General features: G+C 58.7%; 18 protein-coding genes. 10 read left to right on the top strand and 8 right to left on the bottom strand.

Annotated elements, in window-relative coordinates; genetic code table 11:
* The first annotated feature begins 56 nt into the window (after nucleotides 1-56).
* The 3 genes from OHJ17_RS04615 (at nucleotide 57) to OHJ17_RS04605 (ending at nucleotide 2,373) form a co-directional block, all read left to right on the top strand.
* On the top strand, nucleotides 57-770 hold the full coding sequence (locus OHJ17_RS04615) for a TerC family protein (RefSeq protein ID WP_002915973.1): 714 nt from the start codon (nucleotides 57-59) through the stop codon (nucleotides 768-770).
* Nucleotides 771-893: 123 nt separating this feature from the next.
* Nucleotides 894-1,112 (top strand): YgdI/YgdR family lipoprotein, encoded by a 219-nt coding sequence (locus OHJ17_RS04610; RefSeq protein ID WP_002915974.1) that lies wholly within the window; start codon nucleotides 894-896, stop codon nucleotides 1,110-1,112.
* A gap of 220 nt (nucleotides 1,113-1,332) precedes the next feature.
* The gene (locus OHJ17_RS04605) at nucleotides 1,333-2,373 is read left to right on the top strand and encodes an NADP(H)-dependent aldo-keto reductase (RefSeq protein ID WP_002915975.1); all 1,041 of its coding nucleotides are present in this window, start codon (nucleotides 1,333-1,335) and stop codon (nucleotides 2,371-2,373) included.
* A gap of 102 nt (nucleotides 2,374-2,475) precedes the next feature.
* Here the strand turns inward: OHJ17_RS04605 and lplT are convergent, their stop codons facing one another.
* Nucleotides 2,476-3,669, bottom strand: coding sequence for a lysophospholipid transporter LplT (gene lplT, locus OHJ17_RS04600; RefSeq protein WP_002915976.1), 1,194 nt, complete (start codon nucleotides 3,667-3,669; stop codon nucleotides 2,476-2,478).
* Nucleotides 3,662-5,821, bottom strand: coding sequence for a bifunctional acyl-ACP--phospholipid O-acyltransferase/long-chain-fatty-acid--ACP ligase (gene aas, locus OHJ17_RS04595; RefSeq protein WP_002915977.1), 2,160 nt, complete (start codon nucleotides 5,819-5,821; stop codon nucleotides 3,662-3,664). Before aas ends, lplT begins: the two co-directional genes overlap by 8 nt.
* Before the next feature lie 621 nt (nucleotides 5,822-6,442).
* Between aas and galR the strand changes: the two genes are divergently transcribed.
* A complete protein-coding gene (gene galR / locus OHJ17_RS04585) occupies nucleotides 6,443-7,459 on the top strand; it encodes an HTH-type transcriptional regulator GalR (RefSeq protein ID WP_002915981.1) in 1,017 nt (338 codons plus the stop codon).
* Here galR and OHJ17_RS04580 read toward each other — a convergent pair.
* From OHJ17_RS04580 to OHJ17_RS04565, 4 genes are all read right to left on the bottom strand, one after another.
* Nucleotides 7,420-7,899 carry a GNAT family N-acetyltransferase gene (locus OHJ17_RS04580; RefSeq protein ID WP_004174522.1) on the bottom strand — a complete coding sequence of 160 codons (480 nt, stop codon included), beginning with the start codon at nucleotides 7,897-7,899 and terminating at the stop codon, nucleotides 7,420-7,422. The genes galR and OHJ17_RS04580 overlap by 40 nt on opposite strands.
* Nucleotides 7,896-8,669 carry a GntR family transcriptional regulator gene (locus OHJ17_RS04575; protein WP_002915985.1) on the bottom strand — a complete coding sequence of 258 codons (774 nt, stop codon included), beginning with the start codon at nucleotides 8,667-8,669 and terminating at the stop codon, nucleotides 7,896-7,898. Before OHJ17_RS04575 ends, OHJ17_RS04580 begins: the two co-directional genes overlap by 4 nt.
* Before the next feature lie 67 nt (nucleotides 8,670-8,736).
* The gene (locus tag OHJ17_RS04570) at nucleotides 8,737-10,164 is read right to left on the bottom strand and encodes a glycoside hydrolase family 1 protein (RefSeq protein ID WP_004174521.1); all 1,428 of its coding nucleotides are present in this window, start codon (nucleotides 10,162-10,164) and stop codon (nucleotides 8,737-8,739) included.
* 7 nt (nucleotides 10,165-10,171) lie between these two features.
* Entirely contained in the window at nucleotides 10,172-11,509 is a 1,338-nt protein-coding gene (locus OHJ17_RS04565; RefSeq protein WP_004174520.1) for a PTS sugar transporter subunit IIC, read from the bottom strand.
* Between the two features lie 299 nt (nucleotides 11,510-11,808).
* On the opposite strand from OHJ17_RS04565, the gene OHJ17_RS04560 reads away from it, so the two are divergent.
* Complete coding sequence (locus tag OHJ17_RS04560) at nucleotides 11,809-12,810, top strand: LacI family DNA-binding transcriptional regulator (RefSeq protein ID WP_004229436.1); 1,002 nt, start codon at nucleotides 11,809-11,811, stop codon at nucleotides 12,808-12,810.
* On the opposite strand, the gene lysA is transcribed toward OHJ17_RS04560, so the two are convergent.
* Complete coding sequence (lysA, locus tag OHJ17_RS04555; protein WP_002915990.1) at nucleotides 12,803-14,065, bottom strand: diaminopimelate decarboxylase; 1,263 nt, start codon at nucleotides 14,063-14,065, stop codon at nucleotides 12,803-12,805. The genes OHJ17_RS04560 and lysA overlap by 8 nt on opposite strands.
* Nucleotides 14,066-14,201: 136 nt before the next feature.
* Between lysA and OHJ17_RS04550 the strand changes: the two genes are divergently transcribed.
* The gene (locus OHJ17_RS04550) at nucleotides 14,202-15,128 is read left to right on the top strand and encodes a LysR family transcriptional regulator (protein ID WP_009308578.1); all 927 of its coding nucleotides are present in this window, start codon (nucleotides 14,202-14,204) and stop codon (nucleotides 15,126-15,128) included.
* Here the strand turns inward: OHJ17_RS04550 and OHJ17_RS04545 are convergent.
* Nucleotides 15,094-15,807 (bottom strand): aspartate/glutamate racemase, encoded by a 714-nt coding sequence (locus OHJ17_RS04545; protein ID WP_002915992.1) that lies wholly within the window; start codon nucleotides 15,805-15,807, stop codon nucleotides 15,094-15,096. The two genes, OHJ17_RS04550 and OHJ17_RS04545, sit on opposite strands and share 35 nt — an antisense overlap.
* Nucleotides 15,808-15,946: 139 nt before the next feature.
* Between OHJ17_RS04545 and OHJ17_RS04540 the strand changes: the two genes are divergently transcribed.
* The 4 genes from OHJ17_RS04540 to OHJ17_RS04525 all read left to right on the top strand — a co-directional run bounded on the left by OHJ17_RS04540 (nucleotide 15,947) and on the right by OHJ17_RS04525 (nucleotide 19,650).
* Nucleotides 15,947-16,273 (top strand): cupin domain-containing protein, encoded by a 327-nt coding sequence (locus OHJ17_RS04540; RefSeq protein WP_002915993.1) that lies wholly within the window; start codon nucleotides 15,947-15,949, stop codon nucleotides 16,271-16,273.
* Between the two features lie 451 nt (nucleotides 16,274-16,724).
* Nucleotides 16,725-17,615: a carbohydrate ABC transporter permease gene (locus OHJ17_RS04535; RefSeq protein ID WP_002915995.1), complete on the top strand. Its 891-nt coding sequence runs from the start codon at nucleotides 16,725-16,727 to the stop codon at nucleotides 17,613-17,615.
* Nucleotides 17,608-18,510, top strand: a complete 903-nt coding sequence (locus tag OHJ17_RS04530; protein WP_002915996.1) for a carbohydrate ABC transporter permease — start codon at nucleotides 17,608-17,610, stop codon at nucleotides 18,508-18,510. The genes OHJ17_RS04535 and OHJ17_RS04530 overlap by 8 nt, the downstream gene beginning before the upstream one ends.
* A gap of 12 nt (nucleotides 18,511-18,522) precedes the next feature.
* Nucleotides 18,523-19,650 carry an ABC transporter ATP-binding protein gene (locus tag OHJ17_RS04525; protein ID WP_023287969.1) on the top strand — a complete coding sequence of 376 codons (1,128 nt, stop codon included), beginning with the start codon at nucleotides 18,523-18,525 and terminating at the stop codon, nucleotides 19,648-19,650.
* Nucleotides 19,651-19,663: the final 13 nt, after the last annotated feature.

Here is a 19,663-nt window from a genome sequence, read left to right as displayed (position 1 = left end):
TTCTGCGTTGGGGGTTGCATATAATTGCTGCTTTCTATTTTGCAGGACTTTGAACAATGTTATTTGCATGGATAACCGATCCTAACGCCTGGCTGGCGCTGGGCACATTGACGCTGCTGGAGATCGTGCTCGGGATCGACAATATTATTTTCCTCTCTCTGGTCGTGGCTAAGCTCCCCACCGCCCAGCGCGCCCATGCGCGCCGGATCGGTTTGATGGGCGCGATGGTCATGCGTCTGGCGCTGCTGGCCTCAATCGCCTGGGTCGTTAAGCTTACCAACCCGCTCTTTACCGTTTTCGGTCAGGAGATCTCGTTTCGCGATCTGATCTTGCTGCTCGGCGGGCTGTTCCTTATCTGGAAAGCCAGTAAAGAGATCCATGAATCTATCGAAGGTGAAGAGGAGGGGCTGAAGACCAACGTCCACTCCTTCCTCGGCGCCATCGTGCAGATCATGCTGCTGGATATCATCTTTAGCCTCGATTCCGTCATCACCGCCGTCGGCCTGTCGGATCATCTGTTCATCATGATGGCGGCGGTGGTGATCGCGGTGGGGGTGATGATGTTCGCCGCGCGACCCATCGGCGATTTTGTTGACCGTCATCCTTCGGTGAAAATGCTGGCGCTGTCGTTTCTGATCCTCGTCGGCTTTACCCTGATGCTGGAAAGCTTCGACGTCCATGTGCCGAAGGGATACATCTATTTCGCCATGTTCTTCTCTATCGCGGTGGAGAGCCTTAACCTGCTGCGTAATAAGAAAAACCCGCTGTAAACCACAAAATTGCAGCCTGGTCACAGGCTGCAACCCTTTTTCAGACTTTACTGCTTTTTATGTCTCACAAATCAGGCTATTAATAGACGGGTATGGGGTGCAGCTACTGAAGAGGTGTTGACGATGAAGAAATGGGCAGTATTGATTTCCGCCGTAGGACTGGCGTTCTCGGTTTCCGGTTGCAGCAGCGATTACGTCATGGCGACCAAAGATGGGCGAATGATCCTGACCGACGGTAAACCTACCGTGGATGACGATACCGGTTTAATCAGTTACGAAGATCAGCAGGGTAATAAAATGCAGATCAATCGTGACGACGTTTCGCAAATCATTAAGCGTTAATCTTTCCCTGTCGGCCCCAGCTTCTGTTGACGCTGCGCTTACCGACCACCAGTCTTTTGAGAAGAGTCGGGATATACCAGGACGCCGCGGGTTTCACCCACCGCCCCTCCTCGTCACCCGGCTTTTTTGATTTTTTACTTCCTCTTTTTCTCACCCTCTGCCATGTTGATACTCCTTTGTCGGGGAATGCCTGACCTTATAAATAAAAAGGAAGCTGGCTATGCAGTATCACCGTATCCCACACAGTTCTCTTGAAATCAGCACCCTCGGGCTGGGAACCATGACTTTTGGCGAACAGAATAGCGAGGCCGATGCCCACCAGCAGCTCGATTACGCGGTTGCCAACGGCATCAACCTGATCGATGTCGCCGAAATGTACCCGGTCCCGCCGCGCCCGGAAACCCAGGGGCTGACTGAAACCTACGTCGGCAACTGGCTGGCGAAACGCGGCAATCGCGAAAAGCTGGTGCTCGCCTCCAAAGTCAGCGGGCCCGCGCGCAATAACGACAGCAGCATTCGGCCCAATCACGTCCTGGACCGCAAAAATATCCGCGAGGCGCTGCACGCCAGCCTGAAGCGGCTGCAGACCGATTATCTCGATTTATATCAGGTTCACTGGCCGCAGCGGCCAACCAACTGCTTTGGCAAGCTGGGCTATACCTGGGCCGACGCCGCGCCCGCCGTGACGCTGCTGGATACCCTCGAAGCGCTGACCGAGTTCCAGCGCGCCGGGAAGATCCGCTACATCGGCGTGTCGAACGAAACCGCCTTCGGCGTGATGCGTTATCTGCACCTGGCGGATAAGCACGACCTCCCGCGGATCGTGACTATTCAGAATCCTTACAGCCTGCTGAACCGCAGCTTTGAAGTCGGCCTCGCGGAAGTGAGTCAGTTCGAAGGCGTGGAGCTGCTGGCCTACTCTTGTCTGGCTTTCGGCACACTGACCGGCAAGTATCTCAACGGTGCGAAGCCGGCAGGGGCGCGCAATACGCTGTTCAGCCGCTTTACGCGCTACAGCAGCGAGCAGTCGCAGAAAGCGGTAGCGGCCTATGTGGATATCGCCAAACGCCACGGCCTCGATCCGGCGCAAATGGCGCTGGCCTTTGTGCGTCGGCAGCCGTTTGTCGCCAGCACCCTGCTGGGGGCGACGACCATGACGCAGCTGCAGGCCAACGTGGAAAGTTTGCAGCTTGAGCTGAGCGAAGAGGTATTAGCGGAGATTGAGGCGGTGCATCAGGTTTATACCTACCCGGCGCCGTAAGAAAGCAAAGCCCCGGGTAAGGCTTATACGCCTTACCCGGGCTACCGAAGAGCAGATATTGGCGACCCCCTCGCCCAGTCAAGCGCAGCGCAAGCCGGGAGGTTATTTACGCCGCCCCCAGACCCACAGCGCGGCAATGGCCACGGCGAATACCGCGCCAAAGCCTATCCCCACGGCGACCGGTGGAACGCCCACGCTCACCGCCAGGGAATAGAGCCCCAGCATCAGCAGCATCGCCACGTTCTCACCGAGGTTCTGTACCGCAATGGCGTTACCTGCCCCGACCGAATGTTTCCCACGCTCCTGCAGCAGCGCGTTCAGCGGTACGATAAAGAACCCGCCGAACACCCCGAGCAGCAGCAGCAGACCGAACGCCGGCAGCAGCGACTGCTGCACCGCAAAGGCTATCACCGCGATACCGATCAAAATCCCGGCCGGCATACAGCGCGACACCGTCTCCAGGGTCACCAGCTTCGCCGCCGCCCCGGCACCCAGCACAATCCCCACCGCCACCATCGCATTAAGATAGGTGGGCATGGCGTTGCTGGTAATGCCCAGCGCCACCGGCACCCAGATCACCAGCAGGAAACGCAGGGTCACGCCAGCGCCCCAGAACAGGCTGGTGCCCATCAGCGAAAAGCGGGTTTCGCCGTTGCGCCACAGCGTCCGGCAGGCGCTGAAGAAGCTGTGCGTCATTGGCTTAAAACGCCACGACTGCCCCGGACGCGCTGCCGGCAGCCTGGGTATCCACAGGTTAGCCACTACCGCCCCGCCGTAGACCAGCGCGCAGACGATCAGCGCCGCCAGCACGTGCCAGTCGGCGAGGATCCCGCCGGCCATGGAGCCCAGCAGGATCGCCGCGATGGTCGAGGACTCCATCAGTCCGTTAGCCTTCACTAACTTATCGCCGGTGGTGAGTTCGCCGAGAATGCCATACTTGGCCGGCGAATAGGCGGCGGCGCCAATCCCCACCAGCGTATAGCCGATAAACGGATTGACGCCGAAGCAGATGCAGCCGGCGCCGAGCAGTTTCAGGCCGTTGGCCACCATCATCACCCGGCCTTTGGCAAAGCTATCGGCGAACTGACCGACAAAGGGGGCAAAGAGGATGTAAGCGCCCACAAACAACATCTGCAGGACCGGCTGGCTCCACTCCGGATAATAGAGCTGCTTCATCAGCGCCAGGGTGGCGAAGAGAAGCGCATTGTCGCCGAAGGCCGACAGGAACTGGGCGCAGATCACCGCCAGCATCCCTTTCGAGTACAGCGAAGGGTTAGTATGTACTGACTCACTCATGGGTTGTTTCCGCCTCGTCGACCATATTTTTCAGGGTGACATAGTCTGGCTTGCCGCTGCCGAGCACCGGTAGCTGTTTCAGCCAGCGTATATCTCGCGGCACCGCCAGCTCCGGTACGCCGTGCTGGCGGGCGTAGCGCAGCAGGGCTTCACGAGTCAGTTCATTATCGGTGGTAAACAGCACCAGCGCCTCGCCTTTGCTGGCGTCCTGTTTAATCGCCGTGGCGTGCATTTTGTCCGGCGACGCGCCGAGGGCCACCTGCTCCACCATCTCGAGGGAGATCATCTCGCCGGCGATTTTGGCGAAGCGCTTCGCGCGGCCCTGAATGCGGACATAGCCCTGCTCGTCGAAGGTAACGATATCCCCGGTGTCATACCAGCCCGCTTCCATCTCGCCGTGCTGGTTTTCCGCCGCAGGCGCTTCCAGCACGCCGGGGTTTTCCACCCGCAGGTAGCCTTTCATGATGTTCGGCCCTTTCAGCTGCAGCCGCCCCCCTTGATCAATGCCTGGCATCGCCAGCAGGCGGGCGTCCATCCCCGGCAGGATGCGGCCCACGGTGCCGACCTTCGCCGCCATCGGCACGTTAATCGAGACCACCGGCGCGCACTCGGTCACGCCATAGCCTTCGAGAATGCGCAGGCCGAATTTATCCTGCCACAGCTGTTTGGTGCTCTCCTGCAGCTTCTCCGCCCCGGCGACCACGTAGCGCAGGCGGTAAAAATCGTACGGATTGGCGAAACGGGCATAGTTGGCGAGGAAGGTCGAAGTGCCGAACAGCACCGTACAGTTGCGATCGTAGACCAGCTCCGGCACCACGCGATAGTGCAGCGGGCTGGGATAGAGAAACACTTCCGCCCCGGTAAGCAGCGGCGTCAGCAGGCCGACGGTGAGGCCAAAAGAGTGGAACAGCGGCAGCGCCGACATAAAGCGGTCATTGGCGGTAAAGTCGGCGATAGTTTTGATCTGCTCGACGTTGGACAGCAGACTCTTATGGCTGTGCACCACCCCTTTCGGATTGCCCTCGGAACCGGAGGTGAAGAGGATCATCGCCGCGTCTTCCGGCTGCTGCTTAACCTGCGCCAGACGCGGCGCCAGCAGATGAGCAAAAATCCACAGTTTGTCAGCGAGGGTGATATCGCCTTTAAGATCTTCCAGGAATACCCAGCGCACCTGGGTCAGCTGCTCCGGCAGGTGCCAGAGTTTGCCTTTATCGAGGAAGGTGCGCGAGGTGAAAATGGTGTTGAGCTCCGCGGCGGCTATCGCGCTGCTGAGCCCTTTCACCCCGGCGGTATAGTTCATCATCGCCGGAATACGCCCGCGGGCGATAGCGCCGAAAATCACCGCCGCGCTGATGCCGGCGTTAGGCAGCATCAGGCCGATCTTCTCGCCCGGCTGGCTGTATTTTTCCAGAATGCGGGCGACAAACAGGGTTTTGGTCAGCAGCTTGCGATAGGTATCCGGCTGGAAGTTGATATCCTCCACGCAGGGTTTGCGCGCGCCGAAGCGGTCCTGCGCCGCCAGCAGCGACTCATACAGGGTTTCCCGCGGGCGCACCGCCATCCGGGCTTCCATCATGATCTGGTGCAGCATCTCCCCGGCGATCTTCCGCCGGTCGCGGGCGCGCGGCGCCTCGGGCATCGGCAGATGGGTGGGCGGCAGGAGATGCAGCTGAATACGCGGGAACAGGCGACGTTTCACCAGCCCCTTCAGCCGGCTGAAGGGCGTCAGTTCGGCGCCTTCAATACGCAGCGGCACAATGGTCGCCTGCGATTTGGCGGCGACAAAGGCGGCGCCGTCATAAATTTTCATCAGCGAGCCGCTGACCGAAATTCGCCCTTCCGGGAAAATAACCACCGGCCGCCCCTGCTCAATCAGGCGCACCAGATGTTTGATCGACATCGGCTTGGTCGGGTCCAGCGGCACAAAATCGATAATCGGCGTCAGCGCGCGCATAAACCAGCGCTGGCTGATTGAGGTATAGACCGCAAAAACCGGTCGGACCGGCAAAAACAGCGCCAGCAGAATGCCGTCGAGGAAAGAGACGTGGTTCGGGGTGATTAAGACCTTTTGCTGGTATAAAGCCTGCGTGTCGCCGGTCAGTCTGACCCGGTATAACCCCTTGAACAGCAGTCTGAAAAATCCCAAAAGCATAACAACTCCATGTGACCGGTTGATGAGTCAAAGCAGGTTACACGAGAAGGCATGGGAAAGCAGTGCAGCGGGGGGATTTTCGGAATAAAAAAAACCTGCGCATCCGCGCAGGTCGGTGTAAGACGTTCAGTACGAAGAGCGTACCTGAGAAACTCACCTATCAATACCTCTGGGATCTCGATTGTCACGTTTTTTGGCCGTAACGGGCCAGCGGGAAAACGCAAGGGAGTGAGCCTAAGTGCAACGAGGTATTACGATTTTCGCTATCTGTAACAACGCCGATAGCGGGCAAAAAAAAACCTGCGCATCTGCGCAGGCTGGTGTAAGTAAAGTGGTCAACGTGACGTTGACTCCACCTATCAATACCTCTGGGATAGCCAGAATATCAACCGGATCCGCGAACAAACCAGCGAACATTCGCAACAGCGCATCGCAAAGTGTAAGCAAAGGTTTGTATTTCCCTGCGCCGGTTTCAATTACCGATCGCGTCAATGTAAACAGGTCACCGATAAGCCCGCGCTGAATCACATTTGCGCCATTCCTTCGCCGCCGCGCCTTGAATCTGCCGCTCTTTCCCGTAACATAGCAGTATGTAAACGCTTACCCTAGAAAAGGCATGGTATGGCGACTATTAAGGATGTAGCCCGACTCGCAGGAGTCTCCGTCGCTACCGTCTCCCGCGTCATCAACAACTCTCCCAAAGCCAGCGAAGCTTCGCGTCAGTCCGTGGGCGCGGCGATGGAAACCCTGAACTATCACCCCAACGCGAACGCCCGGGCGCTGGCCCAGCAGTCAACGGAAACCGTCGGCCTGGTGGTGGGCGATGTCTCCGACCCCTTCTTCGGCGCGATGGTCAAAGCCGTCGAACAGGTGGCCTACCGCACCGGCAATTTTTTGCTGATTGGCAATGGCTACCACAACGTGCAGAAGGAGCGCCAGGCGATAGAGCAGCTGATCCGCCATCGCTGCGCGGCGCTGGTGGTGCACGCCAAAATGATCCCCGATGAGGAACTGGCGGGGTTAATGAAGCAGATCCCCGGCATGGTGCTGATCAACCGCATCCTGCCCGGATATGAAACCCGCTGCGTCGCGCTGGACGACCGCTACGGCGCCTGGCTGGCGACCCGCCATTTGATCCAGCAGGGGCACACGCGTATCGGCTATCTGTGCTCAAACCATGATATCTCCGATGCGGAAGATCGGCTGCAGGGGTACTACGCGGCGCTGGAGGAGAGCGGCCTGCCGTGCAACGACCGGCTGGTCACGTTTGCCGAGCCGGATGAAAGCGGCGGCGAACAGGCGATGACCGAACTGCTTGGCCGCGGCCGCCACTTTAGCGCCGTCGCCTGCTATAACGACTCGATGGCCGCCGGCGCGATGGGGGTGCTGAATGACAACGGCATCGACGTTCCGCGGGAGATTTCGCTGATTGGCTTCGACGATGTCCTGATTTCGCGCTATGTCCGCCCGCGGTTGACTACCGTCCGCTATCCGATCGTCACGATGGCGACCCAGGCGGCCGAGCTGGCTTTAGCCCTGGCGGAGCAGCGGCCGGCGCCGGAGATCACCCATCTGTTCAGCCCGACGCTGGTCCGTCGTCACTCGGTGGTCGCCCCGCAGGAAGGCGATAAGTCATAGCGATAGAGGTGCACGGCGGTGGCCGGGTAATCCAGCCCCTCGCCGATGTAGCGCCAGCCGAAGCGTTCATAGAAATCCCGGCAGGCGGAGTAGAGATAGAGCTCCCGAAAGCCCGCGCGGCGGGCATAATCGATCACATGCCGCTGCAGTTTTCCGGCCAGCCCCTGACCGCGGGCGGCGGGCGCGACGAACAGCGCCGCCAGCCAGGGAAACAGATCCTGGCGGCTGATCAAATCGCAGCGCCAGAGGCCAATCGTGCCGAGCAACTGCTCGCCTTCCACGGCAATAAAGGTCAACGGCAGCGCCTCCGCCGTCTGGCTATGCTGCACGATGCTGGCGAAGAATTGCCGCGGCAGCGTCTCGCCGCCAAAGGCCTGCCACAGCCAGTCGGTCACCTGCGGGGCGAACTGCGGCGCAGCGTACAGCGGCAGGATCGTCATACCAGCTTCCCCTGAAAAATCGGCACTGAGTCGAACAGATAGCCGTCAAAGTCGGGGGCGTCCTCATCGGACAGCTCCAGCAGGCTGTTTTTGACGTTTTCCAGATGCTGCCACATCGCCTGCCAGGCGCCCATCACATCGCGACGCCGCAGCGCGGCGAGCAGGGTCTGCCGGTCGCCGAGCCATTTCAGCCGCCAGGCGCGGCTGGCAATATGCACATTGAACTGCTGCCACAGCGGGCTGCTGTCCATCTGCAGCCAGATCCGCTCTACCGTCGCCAACAGCATCTGGTTCTGCGTCGCCCCGGCGAGCACCAGATGGAACAGACGGGCGTTATCCTGCGCGGTGTCGTTGAGAGCGATTGCCCGCTGCTCCTGTTCAATAATCCGCTTCAGATTGTCGATATCGGCGCGGGTGGCCATTTTCGCGGCAAAGGCGGCGATGTTGCTCTCCAGCAGCTGGCGCGCCTGGAGAATTTCAAACGGGCCGACGTCGCTGCTGAGCAGCTGCTCCTCTTCGCTGTCGTTCTCGTGGGGAATGCGCATGACATACACCCCGGATCCCTGACGAATATCCACCGTCCCCTGCAGCTCCAGCATCAGCAGCGCTTCGCGCACGATGGTCCGGCTGACGCCATAGGTTTCGGCAATATGGCGTTCCGGCGGCAAACGCGACCCGACCGGGTAGCGCCCCTGCGCGATCTGGGCGCGCAGGTCATCACCAATCTCCTGATAGGGCTTCTTTTCCGGCGGAACTATCGCTTTTTCCACAAAATCACCTGTGCGTTACATGCCTGCGAGTCAAATACGCCGCTATCTTAGCAAATATTGCCCCCGGCTAGCGGTATTCATCATCGATATCCAGCACCAGTTCACGCCGTTCGCCCAGTTGACGAAACCAGTGCGCCGAGGCTTTGGGTCGCCGGGCGCGATGGTTTTGCAGATCGATTTCGATAAGCCCGTAGCGGTTTTTAAAGGCGTTCATCGGCGATACGTTGTCGGTAAACGCCCACAGCATATAGCCCTGGCAGTTGGCCCCTGCCTCGCGGGCGCGCAGGGTGTGCCACAGATGTTCGCTGATAAAACGAATGCGGTAGCTGTCATCGATGACGCCTTCGCGGTTACGGAACTGGCCTTCGTTTTCCACCCCCATCCCGCTCTCCGCCACGAACCACGGGATGTTGCGATAGTCATTTTTTATCCGCATCGCCATATCAAAGATGATTTGCGGGTAGATTTCCCAGCCGCGGGAGGCGTTCATCCGCCGGCCGGGCAGCTCAAACGGCTCATAATACCAGGCCGGATGGAACGGGGTGTGCGGATGCCAGGCCCGCGACGGGGCTTTGACCCGGTGCGGGTAGTAAAGATTAATCCCCAGCTCATCGACGGTGTGCTCGCGGATAACCGCCAGATCCTCCTCGCTGGTCTCCCACGTCACCTGATGCTGCTCAAGCAGCGCGAGAAGCTCCGGCGGCCAGACGCCGTGCACCAGCGGGTCGAGGAACATGCGGTTGTAGAACAGATCGTAGATCTCCGCCGCGCGCAGGTCATGGGGGGCGCGTGAGCGTGGGTAGGTCACCTCCGGATTGAGGATGCAGCCGACGGTCCCGGGATAGCCGAGCTCGCGAAACCGCTTCACGACGCTGGCGGTCGCCAGCACCTTATGATAGTTCCACTGCATCCAGGTGCTGGTGTTCTGCTCATAGGGCCAGCGCAGAGCATCCAGATAGACCCGGGTCTGCACCACAATTGGCTCATTAAAGGTAAACCAGCGCGTCACCTTCGGGTGGTAGCGGGCAAACACCTTCTCCGCGTAGCGCACAAACAGCTCAACCACCGTTTTCGACCCCCAGCCGCCATACTTTTCCAGCAGATAGCCGGGCAATTCATAATGCTCAAGGCAGATCATCGGCGTGATGCCGTTAGCCAGCAGCGCATCGAACAGCTGGTCATAATAGGCCGCATACTCCTCATCCACCGTGACGTTTTCATAGTCGGTCAGAAAGCGCGACCAGTTGATTGAGGTGCGGTAGTGGGTCAGCCCAGCCAGCTTCATCAGCTGCACATCTTCCTGAAAGCGGTTGATAAAATCGGTGGCCACCGCCGGGCCATAGCCGTTATGCCAGACGTGGCGATCGTTTTTGTACCAGAGATCGGGCCAGGAGTCCTGCCCTGGTTTTTTCCCGCTCCAGCCTTCGGTCTGCCAGGCGGAAGCCGCCGCGCCAAGGATAAAATCATCGGGAATGGTCATCCGTACGGTAGTCATAGGCTCCTCAGACAGGGTTGGCGGTTTGTTGATTGTCTACCTGACGCTGCGCGGCATCGGCACGGCGGGAGGCGATTTTGACGAAAGGCAGATAGATAAGCACCGCGACGACGATGCAGATAAGCTGGGTCACCACCGCCCCCATCGAGCCGGCGGTGGAGAGCCAGGCGTTGATCAGCGGCGGCGTGGTCCAGGGGACCATCACCACCGCCTTGCCGGCGAAGCCGGTCAGGGTGGCGAAATAGCCGATGCTGCCGGTCACCAGCGGGGTGATGATAAACGGGATGGCGAGGATCGGGTTGAGCATGATCGGCATCCCGAAGATCACCGGCTCGTTAATATTGAACAGCCCCGGGCCTATCGACAGCTTGGCGATCTCTTTCATCTCTTTGCGCCTGGTGGCGATCATCACCGCAATCAGCAGGCCGATGGTCAGCCCCGAGCCGCCGATGCTCATGTAGACATCCCAGAAGGGCATCGTGATGATGTTCGGTACCTCTTTCCCCTGCTCAAAAGCGCTCATATTGACGGTGATCGCTCCCAGCAGCAGCGGCTCGCGGATCGGCTTGATCATCTGGTTGCCGTGAATGCCGATCACCCAGAACAGCTGGGCGACGAACATCAGCAGCAGGATCCCCGGCAGGCTCTGCACCACCCGCTCCAGCGGCTGCTGCACCACCTGGTAGACCGCATCGTAGAGATACATTCCCGTCAGCTGGTGAAAGAGAAAACCAAAGGTGGCGATCGCGGTGGTGGTGATGATCGCCGGGATCAGCGCGGAAAAAGAGGCAGAGACGTTCGGCGGCACGGTATCCGGCATTTTGATCTTCAGTCCCTTGCGCCCCTCCAGCCAGCAGTAAATCTCCACTGACAGAATGGCGATGAACATCCCAAGGAACAGACTGCGGGTATCGGAAAACTGGCGCAGCAGGACATCTTTCACCACGTGCATCTGGCCATCGACCATCATCTCTACCGTGGTCGGCGTGACGCAGATAAAGCAGATCACCGCCAACAGGCCGGGAAACAGGCTTTTGATGCCGTTGATCCGCCCCAGCTCAATACCGATCAGAAACACGGCGCCGATATTGAGGAAGTTGAGCGTAGCGTAGTTTAGCGCGCTGGTGATCGGCTTCAGCGCCGCAAGAAAGGAGAGCGAGGAAAAGCTGGCGAGCCCATTCTTCGGATCCAGCACCATATTGGAGATCAGCACCGAAAAGGCCCCGACGATGATCACCGGCATCAGGGTAATAAACGCCGATTTGATCGCCATAATGTAGCGATAGCTGTTGAATGTCGTCGCGAAACGCCCCAGCGCGTCGATCAGTTTGTCCTGTAATGCCATAAAAGAGTACCTCAGTGTAAAGGGCTTATTGCGGCCAGGTGAACAGCCAGAGACTTTTGGCATACCAAAACATAGTCGCCAGGCAAAAATAGTTCTGTGACAGCGCTCGCAACGCGCACAGTGGTATCCCAAATATCCAATAAAATCGACATTGGCATACCAGAGTCTGTCGGCTCGTCAGTTCCTGCCAAAAGCGTGATCGCGATGGTTTTTCCGCCCCGCCCCGTCGATATGTCCCTTTTCGGTCTGTGATAAACTGCGCTTTACCACGTGAAATCAGGAATCGATGAATGGCTACAATGCTGGATGTCTCAATTCGCGCAGGCGTCTCGAAAGCGACGGTTTCCCGCGTGTTGAACGGCACAGGTCAGGTGAAAGAGAGCACCCGCCAACAGGTCTTTAAAGCGATGGAAGAGCTGGGCTACCGGCCCAATTTCCTTGCCCGCTCGCTGGCCAATCAGACCAGCAATAGTATCGGGCTGGTCGTCTCCACCTTTGACGGCTTCTACTTTGGCCGTCTGCTGCAGCAGGCGTCACGCCAGACCGAAGCCTGGGGAAAGCAGCTTATCGTCACCGACGGCCATGATACGCCGGAGCGCGAAGAGGAAGCGGTGCAGATGCTCGCCGACCGGCAGTGCGATGCGATCATCCTCTATACCCGGCACATGAGCGAGAAGGCGATCATGTCGCTGATTAACTCGATCGCCATGCCGCTGGTGGTGATTAACCGCGATGTGGCGCAGGCCCGCGAACGCTGCGTGTTCTTCGAACAGCAGGAAGCCGCCTTCCAGGCCGTGGAGTATCTGATTACCCAGGGCCACCGCGATATCGCCTGCATCACCGTCCCGATGCATACCCCTACCGGCCAGGCTCGCCTGCAGGGCTACCGCAACGCGCTGATAAAACATGGTATTGAGTGGGATCCGAGCCGGGTGAAGTATGGGGACTCGACGATGACCCGCGGCTACGAACTGTGCCGGGAACTGCTGGACGAGAAAGCCCGCTTCAGCGCGCTGTTTTCCTGTAACGATGATATGGCGCTGGGGGCGTCAAAGGCGCTGCATCAGGCGGGGCTGCGTATTCCACAGGATGTGTCGCTGTTTGGCTTCGACGATGCGCCAAGCGCGAAATGGCTGGAGCCGGGGCTGTCGACGGTTTATCTGCCCATCGACAACATGATCACTACGGCTATCGACCAGGCGATCAAGCTTGCCAATCAGCAGCCGATAGAAACGATCCCGCCGTTTACCGGCACGCTGGTGCTTCGCGAGTCGGTGACGACGGGACCTTTTTTTAAATAAGCTCTAAGGCCAGCAGCTCCTGGATGGTCTGGCGACGGCGGATCAGCCGCGCCTTGCCGCCATCAAACAGCACCTCCGGCAGCAGCGGACGGCTGTTATAGTTGGACGACATCGAAGCCCCGTAGGCGCCGGTGTCATGGAGCACCAGATAATCCCCAGGCGCCACCGCCGGCAGCAGGCGGGTCTCGACTTTGCCCCCCTCCTGCTGGGTAAAGACATCCCCGGATTCGCACAGCGGCCCGGCCACCACGGTTTCGACCTGCGGCGCGGCGCTGAGATCCCGGCCATCCCCCGCCAGAGCGGTGATATGGTGATAGCTACCGTACATTGCCGGGCGCATCAGGTCGTTAAAGCCGGCGTCAATCAGCACGAAGTGACGGCTGCCCATCTCTTTCACGCTGCGCACCTGCGACACCAGCACGCCGGACTCGGCCACCAGGAAGCGTCCTGGCTCAATCTCCAGTTTCACCGGGTGCCCCAGATGGGCCGCGATCTGCTCCCGGGCGCGGTTCCACAGGCCATAATAGTGGGCGGTGTCGATGGCCTCTTCACCTTCGCGGTAAGGAATCGACAGACCGCCGCCGGCGGAGATGGCCTGCAGATCCTGGCCAAAGTCGACGACCTGGCGCACCATCGCGCCGCACACCTGCTCCAGGTGACCATAGTCAACGCCAGAGCCGATATGCATATGGATCCCGACCAGCTGCAGCTGATAGCGACGCATCACTTCCAGCGCCGCCGGCAGGTGGCTGTACCAGATGCCATGCTTGCTATTCTCACCGCCGGTATTGGTTTTCTGACTGTGGCCGTGGCCAAATCCCGGGTTGACGCGCAGCCAGACGCGATGGCCCGGCGACACCTCGCCCAGCTGGCTCAGCATGTCGATCGAGCCGGCGTTCACCGGGATCTGTAACGCCTTCACCCTATCGAGGGTGGCGTCGTCGATCAGATCGGCGGTAAAGACAATATCCTCGGGATTCTGCTGCGGATCGTAGCCTGCCGCCAGCGCCCGCTCGATCTCCCCCAGCGACACCGAGTCCACCTTCACCCCCTGCTCACGCATCAGACGCAGAATATGAATGTTAGAGCAGGCTTTTTGCGCAAAACGCACCACGTCGAACTGGCTGAGCTGGGCTATCTGGCGGCGAATAATCTGCGCATCATAGACCCAGACCGGGCAGCCAAATTCCGCCGGCAGGCGCAGCAGGTTGTCCGCGGTCAGGTCAGTATCGGTGGCGTAAAGCGAGTGTGGCATAAGAACTCCGGTGCAGTGCGTGTGTTGGTCGCTGTTTTTTCTGATTACGCCACAGTGACAGACGAATAAAAAATATCGTTTTATCGCGACTCTATGCAAAAATGATATGGTTCCAGCCGAGCCTCACGGAGACCGCATGCCAGCCGTCAATTTGCGTCATATCGAAATCTTTCACGCGGTGATGACCACCGGCAACCTGACCGAAGCGGCGCGGATGCTGCACACCTCGCAACCCACGGTCAGCCGCGAGCTGGCGCGCTTTGAGAAGGTGCTCGGCCTGCAGCTGTTTGAGCGGACCCGCGGTCGCCTGCAGCCGACGGTGCAGGGCCTGCGTTTGTTTGAGGAGGTTCAGCGCTCCTGGTATGGCCTGGACCGTATCGTCAGCGCCGCCGAGAGCCTGCGCGAGTTCCGCCAGGGCGAGCTGTCGATCGCCTGTCTGCCGGTGTTTTCCCAGTCCTTTCTGCCGCTGCTGTTGCCGCCGTTTCTCTCTCGCTATCCGGAGGTCAGCCTGCAGATCGTCCCCCAGGAGTCGCCGCTGCTGGAGGAGTGGCTCTCCGCCCAGCGCCATGACCTTGGCCTGACGGAGACCCTGCATACCCCCGCGGGCACCGAACGCACCCCGCTGCTGACGCTGAATGAAGTCTGCGTGCTGCCCGCCGGCCATCCGCTGGCGGCGCAGGCGACGCTGACCCCCGCCGATTTTCAGGGCGAAAACTACATCAGCCTGTCGCGCACCGACAGCTATCGCCAGCTGCTCGACGCCCTGTTCCTTGAGCATCAGGTTAAACGGCGGATGGTGGTCGAAACCCACAGCGCGGCCTCGATCTGCGCCATGGTGCGCGCCGGCGCCGGGATCTCGGTGGTGAATCCGTTAACCGCCCTGGACTATGCCGATAGCGGCGTGGTGGTGCGCCGCTTCAGCGTCGAGGTGCCGTTTACCGTCAGCCTGATCCGCCCTCTCCACCGCCCGCGCTCGGCGCTGGTCGACGCCTTTGTTGCCCACCTGCAGCAGAGTCTGCCGCAGATCCTCACGCCGCTGGCGTCGGTCCTGCAGAGAGCATAAAGTTGACCGCGTCTTCCGCGTGGATCGCCGCGGTGTCAAAGACCGGCAGCGGGCTGAGCTCGGCAGGCACCAGCAGGCCAATCTCCGTACAGCCGAAAATAACCCCTTCCGCCCCCTGCTCCGCCAGGGCGGCGATCGTCTGCAGATAATAATCCCGCGACGCCTCGCTGAAGGTGCCGAGACAAAGTTCGTCGAAGATGATCTGATTGATCTGCGCCCGATCGTCAGCCTCAGGGATCAGCGTCTCGATGGCAAACTGCTCCTGCAGACGACCGCGGTAAAAGGTCTGCTCCATGGTATAGCGGGTGCCCAGCAGCGCGACCCGGCGCTGACCTTTGGCGGCAATCGCCCGTCCGGTGGCATCGGCAATATGCAGGAAGGGAACCTGGCAGCGGGCGGCGATGGCATCTGCGACTTTATGCATGGTGTTGGTGCACAGGACAATGCCTTCGGCCCCCGCCTGCTGCAGCCCGACCGCGGCCTCAGCAAGGATCTCTCCGGCGCGATCCCAGTCGCCGGCGGACTGGCAGGCTTCGATGTCGTGAAAATCGACGCTGTGCAGCACCAGGCTGGCAGAGTGCAGGCCGCCCAGTCGCGCCTTAACGCCCTCATTGATCAACCGATAATAGGGGATCGTGGACTCCCAGCTCATGCCGCCTAACAGGCCAATGGTTTTCATCTTCTGCTCCTTATGTCGTTTCTGCCAGTGAAGCAAACTTGTGATCAACTTTCCACTTCTCTGGCCGCGTATTTCTTTTTCATGAAGAGTGGGATAAGTTAAATGAAACAATGTTTCACTTTAACAACAGGATCGCCCGATGTTTATTTTTCATAAAGACACCACCCTTGAAGACCTCGGCAATGGCGTAACCCGCCGCATTCTGGCCCACGACGGCAAAATGATGGCCGTGGAGGTGAATTTTGCCGCCGGCGCCGTCGGCCCGATGCATAACCATCCTCACGAACAGCTCACCTATGTGCTTTCCGGCGAGTTCGAGTTCACCATCGGCGAGGAGACGCGCGTCGTCAGCGCCGGCGATACGTTGTATAAGCGGCCGGGGATTATGCACGGCTGCGTCTGCCTGCAGCCCGGCACGCTGCTCGATACCTTTACTCCCATTCGCGAAGATTTTCTTGAAGGCTAATCCATAACGGGGGCGTTCGCCGTCCCCGGTTACTGCCCGGCGCCCTTCAATAAAAAGATGCGGCCACAATCATTATCCTGGTAATTATATTTCCCGCTCAGTTAAGCCTAATTTTTCATTCCTTTCAGGCGCCCTTTACGGCCAAAATGCTTACCACCTCACCTTTTTGAAACATCGTTTCGACTTTGATCACATTTCCATCCTGATCTGCATGACGCAGAAACAAATCGCAATAAAATGAAATTAAAACGGTGTTTTATAAAAAACAGTTCAGCATAAAAAAAGGGCTGACAGCCCTTACCTGCTAGACCAGTTAAAGAATAACCCATTAATTAACAAGGACATGTTAAGCAGAGGAAGCGTTCAGACATTTTTGCGTTGTCAGGCGTAAAAGGCCGACAGCGCGGCGTCACCGGATCCGTATTACAACTCGTAAGCCAGGTAGGTATGTATGAATGAAAACAAGCTGCTGGGATTGGCATGGATATCGCCCTATATCATCGGGCTGATCGTCTTTACCGCTTTTCCCTTTGTTTCATCTTTCTTTCTCAGTTTTACCGAGTACGACTTGATGAGCCCGCCGGTATTTAACGGCATCGAAAACTATCGCTATATGTTGACCGAGGATAGCCTGTTCTGGAAATCGATGGGGGTGACCTTTGCCTACGTCTTTTTAACCATCCCCTTAAAACTGGCTTTCGCCCTCGGCATTGCTTTTGTGCTCAATTTCAAACTGCGCGGCATCGGCTTTTTCCGCACCGCCTACTACATTCCGTCGATCCTCGGCAGCTCGGTGGCGATTGCCGTGCTGTGGCGCGCCCTGTTCGCCATTGACGGCCTGCTGAACAGTTTTCTCGCCGTCTTTGGCATCGATGCCATCAACTGGCTGGGGGAACCCTCCCTGGCGCTGATGTCGGTCACCCTGCTGCGCGTCTGGCAGTTTGGCTCCGCGATGGTCATCTTCCTCGCCGCGCTGCAGAACGTTCCGCAGTCGCAGTATGAGGCGGCAATGATTGACGGCGCCTCAAAGTGGCAGATGTTCATGAAGGTCACCGTGCCGCTGATCACCCCGGTGATTTTCTTCAACTTTATTATGCAGACCACCCAGGCGTTCCAGGAGTTTACCGGCCCGTACGTGATAACCGGCGGCGGTCCGACCTATTACACCTACCTGTTCTCACTCTATATCTACGATACCGCCTTTAAGTACTTCGACATGGGCTATGGCGCCGCGCTGGCGTGGGTGCTGTTCCTCGTCGTGGCGGTCTTTGCGTCGATCGCCTTTAAGTCATCGAAATACTGGGTCTTCTACTCCGCCGATAAGGGAGGCAAAAATGGCTGATATTCAACAGATGGCGCCGGTGATGAGCGACGCCGATCGTGAGGTCGCCCGTACGCTGCGCCGGGAAAAGGTGAGCCGGGTGGTGCGCTACGTCGTGCTGATATTCGTCGGCCTGCTGATGCTCTACCCGCTGGCGTGGATGTTCTCCGCCTCGTTCAAGCCGAACCATGAGATCTTCACCACCCTCGGGCTGTGGCCTGCCCACGCCACCTGGGACGGGTTTATCAACGGCTGGAAGACCGGCACCGAATACCATTTCGGCCACTATATGCTGAACACCTTTAAGTATGTGATCCCGAAAGTGGTGTTAACGATCATTTCCTCCACCATCGTGGCGTACGGCTTCGCACGCTTTGAGATCCCGTGGAAGAAGTTCTGGTTCGCAACGCTTATCACCACCATGTTGCTGCCGAGCACCGTCCTGCTGATCCCGCAGTACCTGATGTTCCGCGAAATGGGGATGCTGAACAGCTATCTGCCGCTGTACTTGCCGCTGGCCTTCGCCACCCAGGGATTCTTCGTCTTCATGCTGATCCAGTTTCTGCGCGGCGTGCCGCGCGATATGGAAGAGGCGGCGCAGATCGACGGCTGCAACTCCATCCAGGTGCTGTGGTATGTGGTGGTGCCGATCCTCAAGCCGGCCATTATCTCGGTGGCGCTGTTCCAGTTTATGTGGTCGATGAACGACTTTATCGGTCCGCTGATCTACGTCTACAGCGTCGATAAGTATCCCATCGCGCTGGCGCTAAAAATGTCTATCGACGTCACGGAAGGCGCGCCGTGGAACGAAATTCTGGCAATGGCGAGCATCTCCATTCTGCCGTCCATCATTGTCTTCTTCCTGGCTCAACGCTACTTCGTGCAGGGCGTGACCAGCAGCGGAATCAAAGGTTAAGAGGGAAATATCATGGCTGAAGTGATTTTCAACAAACTGGAAAAAGTCTACTCCAACGGGTTTAAAGCGGTGCATGGTATCGACCTGAAGATTGCCGATGGCGAATTTATGGTGATCGTCGGCCCCTCCGGCTGCGCCAAATCGACCACCCTGCGCATGCTGGCGGGCCTGGAGACCATCAGCGGCGGCGAGGTGCGGATTGGGGACAAAATCGTCAACAACCTGGCGCCTAAATCCCGTGGCATCGCGATGGTGTTCCAGAACTACGCCCTCTATCCGCACATGACGGTGCGCGAAAACCTCGCCTTTGGCCTGAAGCTGAGCAAGCTGCCGAAGGCGCAAATCGACAGACAGGTGGAAGAAGCGGCGAAAATTCTCGAACTGGAAGAACTGCTCGATCGCCTGCCGCGCCAGCTCTCCGGCGGCCAGGCGCAGCGCGTGGCGGTGGGCCGGGCGATCGTCAAAAAACCGGACGTCTTCCTGTTCGACGAACCGCTCTCCAACCTTGACGCCAAGCTGCGCGCCTCGATGCGGATCCGCATTTCCGATCTGCATAAGCAGTTGAAAAAATCTGGCAAACCGGCGACCACCGTCTACGTCACCCACGATCAGACGGAAGCGATGACCATGGGCGACCGCATCTGCGTGATGAAGCTCGGCCACATTATGCAGGTTGATACCCCGGACAATCTCTACCACCAGCCGAAAAATATGTTTGTCGCCGGGTTTATCGGCGCGCCGGAGATGAATATTCGTCCCAGCCAGCTGGTTGAGCACGGTGGTCGCCTGCATTTGACGCTGGGCGATCAGCGGCTGCCGCTCAACGATCGGCTGCAAAGCAAAGTTGAAACCCATAAGAATCAGCAGGTGTTCTTTGGCGTGCGCCCGGAGTTTGTCTCTCTCTCCGATGAACCGTTTGCCGAAGGTTCCTGCGCGGGTGAAATGGTACGTGTGGAAAACATGGGACATGAATTCTTTGTTTATCTGAAGGTTGCTGATTATGAGCTGACCGCCCGCGTGCCGTCGGACGATGCGAAGCCGATGATTGCCAAGGGACTGAATCGCAAAGTCTATTTCACCTTTGATCTCAACAAGTGTCACATCTTTGACGCCAAAACCGAACAGAACCTCTCTCTGTGAACCCTGGAGCATA

This window comes from Klebsiella sp. KP20-425-1 (assembly GCF_025813515.1).
Taxonomy (GTDB): domain Bacteria; phylum Pseudomonadota; class Gammaproteobacteria; order Enterobacterales; family Enterobacteriaceae; genus Klebsiella; species Klebsiella pneumoniae.
This window is presented reverse-complemented; position numbering and strand designations above follow the sequence as displayed.

Bases quoted from the DNA above. Each gene is read 5' to 3' on its own strand.
- OHJ17_RS04615 (WP_002915973.1), top strand. From the start codon at position 57: ATGTTATTTGCATGGATAACCGATCCTAACGCCTGGCTGGCGCTGGGC.
- OHJ17_RS04610 (WP_002915974.1), top strand. From the start codon at position 894: ATGAAGAAATGGGCAGTATTGATTTCCGCCGTAGGACTGGCGTTCTCG.
- OHJ17_RS04605 (WP_002915975.1), top strand. From the start codon at position 1,333: ATGCAGTATCACCGTATCCCACACAGTTCTCTTGAAATCAGCACCCTC.
- lplT (WP_002915976.1), bottom strand. From the start codon at position 3,669: ATGAGTGAGTCAGTACATACTAACCCTTCGCTGTACTCGAAAGGGATG.
- aas (WP_002915977.1), bottom strand. From the start codon at position 5,821: ATGCTTTTGGGATTTTTCAGACTGCTGTTCAAGGGGTTATACCGGGTC.
- galR (WP_002915981.1), top strand. From the start codon at position 6,443: ATGGCGACTATTAAGGATGTAGCCCGACTCGCAGGAGTCTCCGTCGCT.
- OHJ17_RS04580 (WP_004174522.1), bottom strand. From the start codon at position 7,899: ATGACGATCCTGCCGCTGTACGCTGCGCCGCAGTTCGCCCCGCAGGTG.
- OHJ17_RS04570 (WP_004174521.1), bottom strand. From the start codon at position 10,164: ATGACTACCGTACGGATGACCATTCCCGATGATTTTATCCTTGGCGCG.
- OHJ17_RS04565 (WP_004174520.1), bottom strand. From the start codon at position 11,509: ATGGCATTACAGGACAAACTGATCGACGCGCTGGGGCGTTTCGCGACG.
- OHJ17_RS04560 (WP_004229436.1), top strand. From the start codon at position 11,809: ATGCTGGATGTCTCAATTCGCGCAGGCGTCTCGAAAGCGACGGTTTCC.
- lysA (WP_002915990.1), bottom strand. From the start codon at position 14,065: ATGCCACACTCGCTTTACGCCACCGATACTGACCTGACCGCGGACAAC.
- OHJ17_RS04550 (WP_009308578.1), top strand. From the start codon at position 14,202: ATGCCAGCCGTCAATTTGCGTCATATCGAAATCTTTCACGCGGTGATG.
- OHJ17_RS04545 (WP_002915992.1), bottom strand. From the start codon at position 15,807: ATGAAAACCATTGGCCTGTTAGGCGGCATGAGCTGGGAGTCCACGATC.
- OHJ17_RS04540 (WP_002915993.1), top strand. From the start codon at position 15,947: ATGTTTATTTTTCATAAAGACACCACCCTTGAAGACCTCGGCAATGGC.
- OHJ17_RS04535 (WP_002915995.1), top strand. From the start codon at position 16,725: ATGAATGAAAACAAGCTGCTGGGATTGGCATGGATATCGCCCTATATC.
- OHJ17_RS04530 (WP_002915996.1), top strand. From the start codon at position 17,608: ATGGCTGATATTCAACAGATGGCGCCGGTGATGAGCGACGCCGATCGT.
- OHJ17_RS04525 (WP_023287969.1), top strand. From the start codon at position 18,523: ATGGCTGAAGTGATTTTCAACAAACTGGAAAAAGTCTACTCCAACGGG.